Annotated in this window: 10 protein-coding genes; 5 read left to right on the top strand and 5 right to left on the bottom strand. The window is 61.8% G+C overall.

From position 1 onward, the window contains the following. The first annotated feature begins 137 nt into the window (after positions 1-137). Complete coding sequence (locus MOD31_RS13875; protein WP_142939487.1) at positions 138-524, top strand: BlaI/MecI/CopY family transcriptional regulator; 387 nt, start codon at positions 138-140, stop codon at positions 522-524. 5 nt (positions 525-529) lie between these two features. After that, positions 530-1,552 carry a M56 family metallopeptidase gene (locus MOD31_RS13870; RefSeq protein WP_142939488.1) on the top strand — a complete coding sequence of 341 codons (1,023 nt, stop codon included), beginning with the start codon at positions 530-532 and terminating at the stop codon, positions 1,550-1,552. A gap of 49 nt (positions 1,553-1,601) precedes the next feature. Here the strand turns inward: MOD31_RS13870 and MOD31_RS13865 are convergent, their stop codons facing one another. After that, a complete protein-coding gene (locus MOD31_RS13865; protein WP_166842761.1) occupies positions 1,602-3,710 on the bottom strand; it encodes a DNA topoisomerase IV subunit B in 2,109 nt (702 codons plus the stop codon). 255 nt (positions 3,711-3,965) lie between these two features. On the opposite strand from MOD31_RS13865, the gene MOD31_RS13860 reads away from it, so the two are divergent. Then, on the top strand, positions 3,966-4,187 hold the full coding sequence (locus MOD31_RS13860; protein WP_018778705.1) for a hypothetical protein: 222 nt from the start codon (positions 3,966-3,968) through the stop codon (positions 4,185-4,187). 214 nt (positions 4,188-4,401) lie between these two features. Here the strand turns inward: MOD31_RS13860 and MOD31_RS13855 are convergent, their stop codons facing one another. The 4 genes from MOD31_RS13855 to MOD31_RS13840 form a co-directional block, all read right to left on the bottom strand. Then, positions 4,402-5,715 carry an RNA polymerase sigma factor gene (locus MOD31_RS13855; protein WP_142939490.1) on the bottom strand — a complete coding sequence of 438 codons (1,314 nt, stop codon included), beginning with the start codon at positions 5,713-5,715 and terminating at the stop codon, positions 4,402-4,404. Positions 5,716-5,961: 246 nt separating this feature from the next. Beyond that, a complete protein-coding gene (locus MOD31_RS13850) occupies positions 5,962-7,248 on the bottom strand; it encodes a DUF4192 domain-containing protein (protein ID WP_250820929.1) in 1,287 nt (428 codons plus the stop codon). 89 nt (positions 7,249-7,337) lie between these two features. Then, on the bottom strand, positions 7,338-8,693 hold the full coding sequence (locus tag MOD31_RS13845) for an MFS transporter (protein WP_250820928.1): 1,356 nt from the start codon (positions 8,691-8,693) through the stop codon (positions 7,338-7,340). A gap of 35 nt (positions 8,694-8,728) precedes the next feature. Continuing rightward, entirely contained in the window at positions 8,729-9,667 is a 939-nt protein-coding gene (locus MOD31_RS13840) for a PAC2 family protein (protein WP_250820927.1), read from the bottom strand. A 274-nt stretch (positions 9,668-9,941) separates the two neighbouring features. Between MOD31_RS13840 and MOD31_RS13835 the strand changes: the two genes are divergently transcribed. Both MOD31_RS13835 and lpdA read left to right on the top strand, forming a co-directional pair. Beyond that, on the top strand, positions 9,942-11,465 hold the full coding sequence (locus MOD31_RS13835) for a leucyl aminopeptidase (RefSeq protein WP_166842757.1): 1,524 nt from the start codon (positions 9,942-9,944) through the stop codon (positions 11,463-11,465). A 292-nt stretch (positions 11,466-11,757) separates the two neighbouring features. Continuing rightward, complete coding sequence (gene lpdA / locus MOD31_RS13830) at positions 11,758-13,140, top strand: dihydrolipoyl dehydrogenase (protein WP_250820926.1); 1,383 nt, start codon at positions 11,758-11,760, stop codon at positions 13,138-13,140. Positions 13,141-13,243 lie beyond the last annotated feature (103 nt).

Genomic DNA, 13,243 nt, shown 5'->3' with positions numbered 1-13,243 from the left:
GGCGGCGCGGCGCGCCGATAGTTCTACCTCACGTAGAATGAAGGCCTGAAAAGCGGTAGATTTATTGTGGAATGTTGAATCATCGCTCCCCGGCAGCAGCCACCCTGCACCGGGAAGCGGAAGGTAGGGACGTATAGATGGCAAGTCTTGGGGAACTGGAACGGGCAGTGATGGATCTGCTCTGGGCAGGCCAGGAGGCTGCAACCGCCAATACACTGCGTGATCTTTTGGCGCAGGATTCCGCGGCCGGCGACGGCACCGCCGGTCATCAGGGCAAGGACCTGGCAGTCACTACGGTCCTCACTGTGCTCTCACGCTTGGAGAAGAAGGGTCTGGTTGAACGCGAACGCGGAACCCGGCCGCACCGCTACCAGGCAGTCTCGAGCCGCGCTGACCACACCGCCGAACTCATGCACGAGGTCCTAGGCTCCGCACCGGACCGCGAGGCCGTGCTTGCCCGCTTCATTGGTTCCGTCACCGAAAGTGAAGCCGCTACCCTGCGCAAACTGCTCGGCTACAATTAGCCACTATGTTCTGGACCTCATACCTGCTTGCGGTCCTGGCATTGATTCTGGCGTGGCCGGTACCCGTGTTGCTGTCCCGTGCACAGTGGCCGGCACGATCCCCTTTCACCGCCATGGTGCTGTGGCAGGCGATCGCTCTTGCCGGTGGCTTGTCCATGATCGGGGCCATGCTCGTCTACGGACTGGAACCAATCGGGGACAATCTCATAGCAGGGCTCAAGAGCCTTGCCGGGATGGTCTTCAACAACGAACCCACCACCGCCCTGGGCTTTTGGCACCTCTTTGCGCTCTCGGCGGCAGCACTGCTGACCGCGCACCTGGTCTTCACCCTGCTGCTGACCTACTACAAGATTGAACGCCAACGGAGACGCCACCGCGAGCTACTCGCCCTGCTGGCATCACCGTCCGACGACGGCCCGGGCACCGTGGTGATCAACCACGACTCTCCCGTGGCCTACTGCCTGCCCGGCGGCGCCCGATCCGTAACGGTGCTATCCGACGGCCTCATGGCAGCACTGGAACCGGCAGAGCTCAGGGCTGTCCTCATTCACGAAAATGCCCACCTGTCCCAGCGCCACGATCTCCTGCTGTGGGCCTTTGCTGCCTGGCGTCAGGCACTGCCCTGGTTCCCCACCACCCGGCTGGCGCAGACGGCCGTGAACTCACTGATCGAGATGCTGGCCGATGACGTCGCCCTGCGCACTGAAAGCAAAGGCACACTGATCAAGGCCATCGCCATTGTTGCCAGCGGCACCTCGCAGCCGGGCATCAGCACACCGGCGCTCAGTGGCGGGCAGGCGCTCAGTGGCAGCCCGGCACTCAGCGCTGGCGGCGCCGTCGTGGAAGGCAATGCCGTCAGCGCTACCGGCGGTGCCGACTCACCCCGCACGACGGCGTCCCGCGTCAGCCGCCTACTCTCACCCAAGCCGCCGCTCACCAAGCCCGTGCGTGTGCTGGTCCTCTTGGCCTCGGCCCTGCTGCTTGCAGTGCCCACGGCGCTGCTCATTGTTCCAGGATTGCTGGGCTAACGTCCCCAGCATCAACCCCTGACGATGCCCCCGGTCCCGCGGGGCCGGGCTACGCGTCGATGCGCTCCCGGTCAAGCGTGGCAGCGCCGGCAATGATGAATTCCTTGCGTGGTGCGACGTCGGAGCCCATCAGGAGGTCAAAAACTTCCTCGGCGCGCTGGGCGCTTTCGATGCCCACCTTACGAAGAGTCCGGTGGCGCGGGTCCATGGTGGTCTCAGCCAGCTGCTGCGCATCCATTTCCCCCAGGCCCTTGTACCGCTGGATGGGTTCCTTGTACCGCTTGCCTTCCTTGGCCAGGTTGGACAGAAGCACGTGGAGCTCGGCTTCCGAGTACGTGTAGATCATCTCATTGGCCTTTTGGCCCGGGTTGATGACTTCAACGCGGTGCAGAGGGGGAACAGCTGCAAACACGCGCCCCGCCTCGACCATGGGCCGCATGTAACGGAAGAAAAGGGTTAGCAGCAAAGTCCGGATGTGCGCGCCGTCAACGTCGGCATCAGTCATCAGGATCACCTTGCCGTACCGCGCAACGTCAAGGTCGAAGCTGCGACCCGAGCCTGCCCCAACCACCTGGATCAACGCCGCGCATTCCGCGTTGGACAACATGTCACCCACCGATGCCTTCTGGACATTCAGGATCTTTCCCCGGATGGGCAGCAGGGCCTGGAAATCCGAGGACCGCGCTAGCTTTGCGGTTCCAAGTGCCGAGTCGCCCTCCACGATGAACAGTTCGGAGCGGGCAACGTCATCCGTTCGGCAATCGGCAAGCTTGGTGGGCATCGATGACGTTTCCAGTGCGTTCTTGCGGCGCTGGGTTTCCTTGTGCACACGCGCCGAGATACGCGATTTCATCTCGGCCACCATCTTCTCCAAGAGGAGCGCAGACTGGGCTTTATCGTTGCGGTTGGCCGAACTCAGCCTCGCCGATATTTCCTTCTCAACCACCTTGGCAACAATGGCCCGGACGGCAGAGGTGCCGAGGATCTCCTTGGTTTGCCCCTCGAATTGCGGCTCAGCAAGACGAACAGTCAAGACGGCTGTCAGGCCGGCGAGGATATCGTCCTTCTCGACCTTGTCGTTCCCGGCTTTGAGCTTGCGGGCATTCGTCTCCACCGCTTTACGGAACGTCTTGAGCAGGGCAGCTTCAAAACCGGACTGGTGTGTGCCGCCCTTGGGTGTGGCGATGATGTTGACGAAGCTGCGCATGGTGGTCTCATAACCAATACCCCAGCGCAGTGCGATGTCCACTTCGCAATCGCGTTCGACTTCCGCGATCTGGCTGTGGCCGTTCTCGTCAAGGACGGGGACGGTTTCCTTGAACTTCCCGGAGCCATGGAGGCGCCAAACGTCCGTTACTCCGGAATCGGCCGCGAGGAACTCAACAAACTCGGAGATGCCGCCGTCGTGGTGGAACACCTCCTCATGGACACCGGACTCCCCCGGCGTACCAGCCAGCTTGCGTTCGTCGCGCACGGTGATTTTCAGGCCCGGTACAAGGAAGGACGTCTGACGCGCCCTTGAGGCAAGGTCGTCATAGGAGAATTTGGCATCGGGGGTGAAGATCTGGCGGTCGGCCCAATAACGCACGCGGGTTCCCGTAACACCACGCTTTGCCTTGCCCACAACATCAAGCACCGAATTCTCCACGAACGGCTCAAATGGCGCGTTGGGACTTGGCTTGGCCCCGGAATCCACGAAACGTCCCGGCTCTCCACGCCGGAAAGACATCTGGTACGTCTTGCTGCCCCGGTCCACCTGGACATCCAGGCGGCTGGACAGCGCGTTCACCACAGAGGCGCCCACGCCATGCAACCCACCCGAGGCAGTGTAGGAACCGCCGCCGAATTTGCCGCCGGCGTGCAGTTTGGTGAAGACCACTTCAACGCCGGAAAGACCGGTCTTGGGTTCGACGTCCACAGGAATGCCGCGCCCGTCGTCGTGGATTTCCACCGAGTTGTCCGCGTGCAGGATGACCTTGATGTCATGTCCAAAGCCCGCCAAGGCCTCATCGACTGCGTTGTCGATGATCTCCCAAAGACAGTGCATAAGACCGCGTGAGTCCGTGGAGCCGATGTACATGCCCGGGCGCTTGCGGACTGCTTCCAGGCCCTCAAGGACGGACAAATGCCGGGCGTTGTATTCAGAACTCGGTGCCACTTGCGGTGTGCTCCTTCGGGGTATATCTCAGGGGTGCTTCCCAGCCGCGTTTGGCTGGTAATTCAAGGCAAACACTGCCCGTACCAGCCTAGCCGGGGAAGGCACGAAGCACCGTTTGCCACTCCAGTATCGGTGCAGCCTTCCCGCTGACGTTACGGACATGTGATACGCGGACAGCGAAAGTGACCCATCCTTGCCATGGATCTGCATCGAATGCTGGTTATATGGATGTACAGAACTACTAAGGAGGCCGACATGACAACAGCAGTTGCAGACCGCACGCTGAACGCAGCTGATCGCTGTGACCGTTGCGGAGCCCAAGCGTACGTCCGCGTTGTACTCGAGTCCTCCGGCGGTGAGCTGCTCTTCTGCGGCCACCATGCCCGTGCAGTTGAAGCCACGCTCCGGCCCATGACTTCCGACTGGCACGATGAGACCGAGCGCCTCAACGAGAAGGCTCCCGTCCCCGTCGACTAGGCAGTCCGGCTCACCGGAAACCCTTTTTGATCAGATAACAAGGCTCCTCCCATCCGGGAGGGGCCTTGTTGCGTATAACTGGTTGCACCGAGGAAAGTCAGCCCACCTTCTCCTCCAGAGGACTCACACCTCCAAGCGAATGCCCATGCTGGGCGTACAGAAAAAGTGGCCCGGCCGGATATCCGGCCGGGCCACTTTCCCTGACTCTGCTTGTTTAGTCCAGGTAGTCCCGGAGGACCTGCGAGCGGGACGGATGCCGCAGCTTGGACATGGTCTTGCTTTCGATCTGGCGGATGCGCTCACGCGTGACACCGTAGACCTTGCCGATTTCGTCTAAAGTCTTCGGCTGGCCGTCGGTCAGGCCAAAGCGCATCGCCACAACTCCGGCCTCGCGCTCGGACAGCGTGTCCAGGACGGAGTGCAGCTGTTCCTGCAGGAGTGTGAAGCTGACGGCGTCAGCGGGAACCACGGCCTCCGAGTCCTCAATGAGGTCACCGAACTCCGAGTCACCGTCTTCACCCAGCGGGGTGTGCAGTGAAATTGGCTCGCGCCCGTACTTCTGGACCTCAACAACCTTCTCAGGGGTCATGTCCAGCTCGAGTGCGAGCTCTTCAGGTGTCGGTTCACGGCCGAGGTCCTGCAGCATTTGGCGCTGTACGCGGGCCAGCTTGTTGATGACTTCCACCATGTGCACCGGAATACGGATGGTGCGGGCCTGGTCTGCCATGGCGCGGGTAATTGCCTGACGGATCCACCAGGTTGCGTACGTGGAGAACTTGAAGCCCTTGGTGTAATCGAACTTCTCCACTGCACGGATAAGGCCCAGGTTGCCTTCCTGAATCAGGTCCAGGAAGAGCATGCCACGGCCGGTATAGCGCTTTGCCAAGGAAACGACGAGGCGCAGGTTGGCTTCGAGCAGGTGGTTCTTGGCGCGCTTGCCGTCGTGGATGACGAATTCAAGCTCACGCTTGAGCTTGGGATCCATGGATCCGTCGTCAGCGTTGATCTTTTCCTCAGCAAAGAGGCCGGCCTCGATCCGAAGCGCGAGATCAACTTCCTGCTCCGCATTCAGCAGCGCGACCTTGCCGATCTGCTTGAGGTAGTCCTTGACGGGGTCGGCAGTAGCGCCGGCCGACATGACCTGCTGGACCGGTGCGTCGTCGTCGTCGGCATCCGAGTAAACGAATCCCGTTCCGGACGGCGCAGCCTTGTCCTTGGTGGCCGTGGCGCCGTCCTCGACGTCGTCGTCTCCGACTTCGACTTCCTCGGCAGCTGCGGGATCAAAGTCTTCATCCTCGCCGCTGGCGTCCTCAGCATCGGAGCCTGAGGACTTGCTCGCGGCCTCAGCGGCGGCCTTCGCACCTGGCTTGGGTCCACGCTTCTTGGGTGCCGGCTTGTCAGAGTCGCCCTCTGAGGCCTTGTTGGCAGCACGTGTCGCTGCGCGCTTTGCCGATGTTGCCGCCTTCTTTTCCTCAGCGGACAGTTCGGCCTGGGCGGCGGGTTCCTTCTCGACGGAAGACGGGGTCACAGAAAACCTTTCTAGCGGCGGTCTGTGGAATCACCATACGGGCAACACCACTATGACCCTGTCAAGTCCGCGATCAATTTCAAATGCGATCGCCGTCTGCAGAGTCTCTATAGAGAACTCCCAACGACACTGTATTGTTCCCGGCAAGGGGACCAATACAGGCATTCGAACGCGGACCCAACCGGGTCTCGGCATCCATTGTCTCACGGTTTTGCGAAACGCACTTCGGATGAATGTTCAAACCCTCTATGCGACCGTGCCCTGGACCCCGCGCCAAGCGGTGCTGGAACTTCGCGCCCACGGGCAAATGGTCCCTTGTCCCAGCAGACCCATGAACAGCTCGGCAAGACGATAGCCCGGCTGGGCGGCCTCCGCCCCACTGAGGCAGGCGTGGGCAATTGATCCGCGCCCCTTGCACCATGCGATCCAGCCTTGCAAGGTCAGTGCTGCTGCAGGCACGACGCCCGATTCGGCCTCGACGCACAACGCGGCCAAAACTTTCTGCAGTGCATCGAGGGCGCTCCAGCACGGCATGGATGGTCGCATCCCAAGCAGGACATCTCCGTAGGTGAAGACGTCTCCGTCGGCATTTCGTTCCGATGAACCCTTGGCAGCAGGGAGAACCGGGCCCGCCACTCCCAGTTCCTGAGGGTCGAACGGCGTGTCGCGGCCGTTTATGTCGGTGTCGTTGTCGTTGTAGTTGCCGTCGTCATCGAAGAGACCGAACGCCATCGCGCCGGACTTCGCAGATTCCACGCCTGCAGCCGCCATGACCACCACAGCGTCCCGCCACGCCGGGATCCGCAGCGTTGCCCTGAGGAAGCCCATGATGTGTGCATCGGCGCCGGGCTGCAACGGGTGGCCGGCTTCGACCCGCTTCAACACATTGCGCCACACGGCAAGCACGGCGTCCAGACAATACTCGCTCCTCCATCTACCAAGGATCTGCTTGCCGTAGCGTGACTCAGCGGCCAGCACCAGAGGATCAAGCGCCCCGGGACGGGCGGTCCGGGATTTTCCAGGCTCGCTTCCGGGCGAAGGCCCTATGAAGCTCCCCCTGTACACCAGTTCTGTGCTGAGTCTGCTGTTCTTGATCCGATCAACGGACAATCCCGGTAACGGACAACATTCAATGTCCGTGCAGTAGGCGCTTCGCCAGTACTCGGAACCCACCATCCACGCGTCCCGAACCGATAAGTCAACCTCGTCAAGGCTCACCTGCAGCGCTTCGAGCAGGGGAATTGCCTGCCGGACCACCATGCCGTCTTCCCATCCGGAGTCGGTGTAAACAGCCAGCACTACTCCGTTGGCGTACTCGTCGGCAATCAGGAAGCTGCGGATCTGGTCCGCGAAATCTTTGTTGGCCTGCCGGGATCCCAGGCGTGGCAGGTCCACGCGAAGCGTGGCTCCGAGGACTTTCCCCTGCATGGTGATGGCCACGAGGCTGTCCTCGGGCCAGTAACCCAGCATGTGGGGAATGTAGCCAAGAATATCTTCGGGTTGGTGGATGCTGAGCGTTCTGTTGGAAGTCATGGTTCCACCCTGCTCAACGCCGGCCGGAGGAGACAGCGACCATCGTGCCTATGTGGATAAGCGACACAGGAAACCGGCGAGGGATTGGCCTACTCGTTGTCCTTCGACGCGGGCCGCGCGGCCCGGCGTCGTTCAATCCGTTCCCGGCGCTGCCTGGCAAGGGCAGCCAGCAACGGCTGCACGTGAATACCTTGGGTTGCCATTTGCCGGCGCACCTTCCGCCGCGTCACCAGGATGAGCACCGTACCAAGGCCCAGCAGTACGAACTGAACGCTGAGGGCGATGCGGAACGGCGCGAGACCGTAGAGATCACCGCCGGAAAAACCACTGGCGTACAGAAGGTCAAGCGCAAGGCCGATGAGGTAGATGGCAATGAGCGCCGCAATGAAGCCGCCGACGTTGACAATACCCGTGGCTGTACCGATCCGGTGCGAGGGATTGAAGGTCCGGGCAAAGTCGAATCCGATCATGGATCCGGGCCCGCCCACAGCCAGCACCACCACCAAAAGCACCAGGAGCCACAAGGGCGCGCGGTCGGGAAGAATGAGCACAGCAGCCCAGGCCAGGGCCGTCCCCAGCGCAATGAGCAGGACCATGGCGGATCTACGCATGGGGTGTTTGGAAACGAATCGGCCGAACCCTGGCCCGGCAACTATTGCGGTGGCCACGAACAGCGCCATGAGGCCGGAAACGGTTGCAGCATCCAGTCCCTGGGCGGACAACAGGAAGGGGTACCCCCAGGTCATCGCAAACAGGTTCCCGCTGAACTGAACGGTGAAGTGGCTCCAGAGGCCCAGACGGGTTCCGGGTTGTTTCCAAGCCCGGGACAGGGAGATGCCGGTGGCACGCAGGCCCTGACCGGCTTCCCGCGGTGGGTGTCCGGGCGGGGCGTCGCGGAGCACCGCCAGGACCAGTACCACTGCCAGCACTGACATCGCTGCCAAAGTGAGGAAAGCCGGGGTCCATCCGGCGGTATGGAGAAGCAGCGCGAACGGCACAACACTGAAGAGCTGACCAAGCTGACCAGACATGCCCGTCAGCTGGGTGACCAGTGGAACCTTGGCGGGGGCAAACCACAAAGGGACCAGACGGATCACCGAAATAAAGGTCATCGCGTCCCCTGCCCCCACCAGGACCCGGCCCAGCACGCCCCCGGGAACACTGTCCGCAAAAGCCAGCTGCAGCTGTCCCAAGCCCATGAGCACGGCACCACCGGCAATCATGGCCCGCGAACCAAACCTGTCCACCAGGACGCCCACGGGAATCTGCAAGCCGGCGTACACCAGAAGTTGCAGCACCGTGAAAAACGAGATGGCGGAGGCACTGGCGTGGAATCTGTCAGTGGCCTCCAAGCCTGCGACGCCAAACGAGGTTCGCTGCGCCACGGCCACCAGGTAGGCGAATACGCCGATCGTCCAAATCAGCCAGGCACGGGGAGCATTCACCCCACAATTATGCCTGCCGGCGGCTCAAAGCTGATTTATTGAGGCGAGTCTTTACGAGCCAGGTAGGCCTCCACCGCAGCCCCAATGTCTTCAGCGTTGGGGAGCTCATCATTCTCATCAGCCAGCAGCGATCGGCGGACAATGCCTTCGGATTTCTCGTCGTAGCGCGTCTCCAGATTGGTCACTACTGCCTGCACTTCCTCGGAAGCTTCGATCTGTTCGGCGATCTGGCGGCCCACTTCACGGCCGGCTTCCCGGAGCCTGTCCGTCGGCAGCATGAGGGACGTTGCCGCCCCCAGGTATTCCAAGCCGGCGACTGCGGCCGGCGGGTACTCAGCTTCGGAAAGGTAATGCGGGACGTGGATAACGTAGCCGGCTACGTTGCGCTCCGCTTCGGTGAGCCGGAGTTCCAGGATGTGCCCAATGGCGGCAGGAACATCTACGGTGGGCTTCCAACTCGATATTCCCTCAATGAGGTCGGGCATGTTGCCGTGGACCGTCACCCCGACAGGCCGCGTGTGCGGAACGGGCATGGGGATGGAATGGATCCAGGTCACCAGGTTGATGTCCAGCTCTTCCACGATTCCGACGACCGCGCGCGAGAAGCGCTCCCACTGCAGGTCGGGCTCGAAGCCGGCAAGCAAGAGGAAGGGTTGGCCGAGACCGTCGTTTAGCTTGTACAGGCCGAGCTTTGGTGCCTGGTAGTCCTGCAGATGGTCTTCCACAAAGCTGATGTGCGGCCGCCGCGAGCGGTAGTCGATGAGTTGGTCGGCGTCGAACATGGCCACCACCTCAGCGTCCAGTTCATCCAGAAGTTCCGCGTTGATCTGCCGAACTACCTGACCGGCATCGGCAAAACCCGTGAATCCCATGACCATATTCAGCCCGCGGAGCTCAGGGCTGTAAAAGGTCTCAATGTTTCGCGCATACAGCGATTCGGGGTCCAGGAGAGAGCCGGATATACGTTCAAACACGGCGTGTTCCTTTCGCAAAGATATAAAATTCTGGAGCTATTCCATACAACGCTGCACGGTCAACAGGCATTCCTGCCCCCGATGTGCCGCAGCTCTCATTTAATTGCTGTCCGCGGCCTTCCAGAGACTACGATCGAAGCGGGCCGACGTCCTGTGCGACGTTGGGCCCGAAGACCAAGGCCGCCGTCGTAGAAGACGTCGGGCGCGTACCGGGGCGGGCCGCCAAACATGTGGCCCCGCCATGCAATGCAGAGAGAAGTGAGGACACATCCTCGTGGTCAAGACTACTGACATCATCCTGGGCATCATCGCCAAGGACCTGAAAAAGTCCCCTAGCGACGCACTTGTGATTGGCGTTGCCCAAGGCTCGGACGGACCGGTACTACTGTCCAACCCGCTGAGCGCTAAAGCCGCGGAGTCCGTTGCAGGATCACTGCAGCTTTTGGGGATCACCGGCGCTGCCGATCAGGCACACCGGCTTCCAGGCCTGCCGGAGACGGGCTCAGGGATTCTTGTCCTTGCAGGAGTAGGAAAGCTCTCCGATGACGGCGGCCTGAGCGAAGAAGCCCTGCGACGCGCTGCGGGATCCGCCGTGCGCCAGCTCGCCGGTACCGCTTCGGTGACCTTGGCGTTCCCGACGGCGACACTTGCCGATGTCACGGCTGTCGCCGAAGGAGCTGCCTTGGGTGCGTACTCCTATACGGAGCACCGTTCCAGCAAGGATGGGCTGAAGGCCCCCGTGGCCAAGGCACTGATTTTCACGGATGTCGATGCCAAGTCCGCCCAGCCGGCGCTGGACCGGGCCATTGTGCTTGCTCGTGCCGTCAACTCAACCCGCACGTTGGTCAACCAACCGCCGAGCCACCTGTTCCCCGAGTCTTTTGCGGAGTCCGCTAAGGAACTGGCAAAGGGCCTGCCGGTCAAGATCACAGTCTGGGACGAAAAGCGCCTGGAAAAGGAAGGCTTCGGGGGTATTCTCGGCGTTGGCAAGGGCTCCACCCGCCAGCCGCGCCTCGTCAAAGTCGAATACGCCCCCGCGAAGGCCACGAAGAAGATTGCCCTCGTCGGCAAGGGCATCACATTCGACACGGGTGGCATTTCCATCAAGCCTGCCCTCGGCATGGGCGACATGAAGAGCGACATGGCCGGTGCCGCCGTCGTACTTAACACCGTCCTGGCCATCGCATCGCTCGGGCTTCCCCTCAAGGCGACCGCCTGGCTCTGCATCGCGGAGAACATGCCCTCGGGCGCTGCAGCCCGTCCCGCTGACGTGTTCACCATCTACGGCGGCAAGACAGTTGAAGTTCTGAACACGGATGCTGAAGGGCGCCTGGTGATGGCTGACGGCATCGTCGCTGCCAGCCTGGAGAAGCCGGATGCCATCATCGACGTAGCTACCCTTACAGGTGCGCAGCTGATCGCCCTGGGCCTGCGGACTGCAGGCGTCATGGGTTCCGACTCGGTAACTGCTGCCTTGAAGAGTGCCGCGGACCGTGCCGGGGAACTCGTGTGGCCCATGCCCCTGCCTGAGGAGCTTCGCCCCAGCCTGGACTCCCAGGTGGCCGACCTTGCGAACATCGGTGAGCGCAACGGCGGCATGATGACAGCAGCGGTCTTCCTCCGCGAATTCGTGGGAAAGAACGACGCCGGCCAGCAGATCCCGTGGGCCCACGTGGACATCGCGGGACCGTCGTTCAACAACGGAGCCCCCTACGGTTACACGCCCAAGCAGGGTACCGGATGCACTGTTCGCACCCTGGTTGCCTACGCCGAGGATCTCCTGGCCGCCTCCGCATAGCACCCCTCTGCACCTCCGGTTTGCGCGAGCCCCTGCCTGATCCCCGGCGAGGGCCGCGCAACCCCGGAATTATGCGGGGTGTAGCGCTGTGTCACAAGTGAACGTGAGTCTGGACACAAGCGCTCCCCAAAACGCCCGCAGAGGGTGGAGCATGGGTAGGTGGTTCGCTAAGGTGAACTCGATAGTCACAAATGCAAGAGAACTTAGGTGCTGGCATAATCACGGCAGAACAAGTTCCAAAGACCAGATGGCACGCAGTCCCGTGTCATCATTCACGCGAGGGAGCGTTTTAGTGGCCGATCAGGCAACTGCGCAAGAATTCGACATCCTGGTACTCGGTGGCGGCAGCGGCGGCTACGCCACTGCCCTGCGGGCCGTTCAGCTTGGGTTCACCGTTGGCCTTGTGGAAAAGGCAAAGCTCGGCGGAACCTGCCTGCACAACGGTTGCATTCCCACCAAGGCACTCCTGCACTCGGCCGAACTTGCCGACCATGCACGCGATTCCGCCAAGTACGGCGTGAACGTCACGCTCGACAGCATCGACATGTCGGCCGTGAACGCGTACAAGGACGGCATCATTGCCGGTAAGTTCAAGGGCCTCCAGGGACTCATCAAGTCCAAGGGCATCACCGTCATTGAGGGTGAAGGCAAGCTCCAGGGCAACAACACAGTCGTCGTGAACGGCACCTCCTACTCGGGCAAGAACATCGTCCTGGCCACGGGGTCATACTCCCGTTCGCTGCCCGGCCTTGAAATCGGCGGCAAGGTCATCACCTCCGACCAGGCCCTCACCATGGACTACATCCCCAAGAGCGCCATCGTTCTGGGCGGCGGCGTCATCGGAGTCGAATTCGCTTCCGTCTGGAAGTCCTTCGGCGTGGATGTCACCATCATCGAAGGCCTCCCCTCCTTGGTCCCCAACGAGGACGCCTCGATCGTCAAGAACCTTGAGCGTGCTTTCAAGAAGCGCGGCATTAAGTTCACCACCGGCATCTTCTTCAAGGGTGTCGAGCAGAACGACGACGGCGTCAAGGTCACCTTGGTTGACGGCCAAACGTTCGAAGCCGACCTCCTCCTGGTTGCCGTCGGCCGTGGTCCCGTCACCGCCAACCTCGGCTACGAAGAGGCCGGCATCACCATCGACCGCGGCTTCGTCATCACCAACGAACGCCTCCACACTGGCGTCGGCAACATCTACGCCGTTGGCGACATCGTCCCCGGTGTTCAGCTCGCGCACCGTGGCTACCAGCAGGGTATCTTCGTCGCCGAGGAAATCGCCGGCCTGAACCCGGCAATCGTCGAGGACATCAACATCCCCAAGGTCACCTACTGCGAGCCCGAAATTGCCACAGTCGGTTACACCGAGAAGGCCGCCAAGGAAAAGTTCGGCGACGACCAGGTCCAGACCCAGGAATACAACCTGGCCGGCAACGGCAAGAGCTCCATCCTCGGGACCGGCGGCATTGTCAAGCTCGTACGCCAGAAAGATGGCCCCGTTGTGGGCATCCACATGATCGGCTCCCGCATGGGCGAGCAGATCGGTGAAGCCCAGCTGATCGTGAACTGGGAAGCCTACCCGGAGGACGTGGCACAGTTGGTCCACGCCCACCCCACCCAGAACGAAAGCCTGGGCGAAGCCCACCTTGCCCTCGCGGGCAAAGCTCTCCACGGCTAAGTCTTACCAAGACCCGCGGGTCAGGTGCATGCAGCGCAATATGCCGCATGCACCTGACCCGGACCAGCAGAATTCATCCGCACAAAGATCAATAAGGAGAACG

The organism is Paenarthrobacter sp. TYUT067, assembly GCF_023656375.1.
GTDB lineage: Bacteria > Actinomycetota > Actinomycetes > Actinomycetales > Micrococcaceae > Arthrobacter.
Note: the sequence above shows the minus strand (reverse complement) of the source record. Positions and strands in the feature narration are given on the sequence as shown.

Excerpts from the sequence above, each read along its gene's own strand:
- MOD31_RS13875 (WP_142939487.1), top strand. The coding sequence starts at position 138 with ATGGCAAGTCTTGGGGAACTGGAACGGGCAGTGATGGATCTGCTCTGG.
- MOD31_RS13870 (WP_142939488.1), top strand. The coding sequence starts at position 530 with ATGTTCTGGACCTCATACCTGCTTGCGGTCCTGGCATTGATTCTGGCG.
- MOD31_RS13860 (WP_018778705.1), top strand. The coding sequence starts at position 3,966 with ATGACAACAGCAGTTGCAGACCGCACGCTGAACGCAGCTGATCGCTGT.
- MOD31_RS13850 (WP_250820929.1), bottom strand. The coding sequence starts at position 7,248 with ATGACTTCCAACAGAACGCTCAGCATCCACCAACCCGAAGATATTCTT.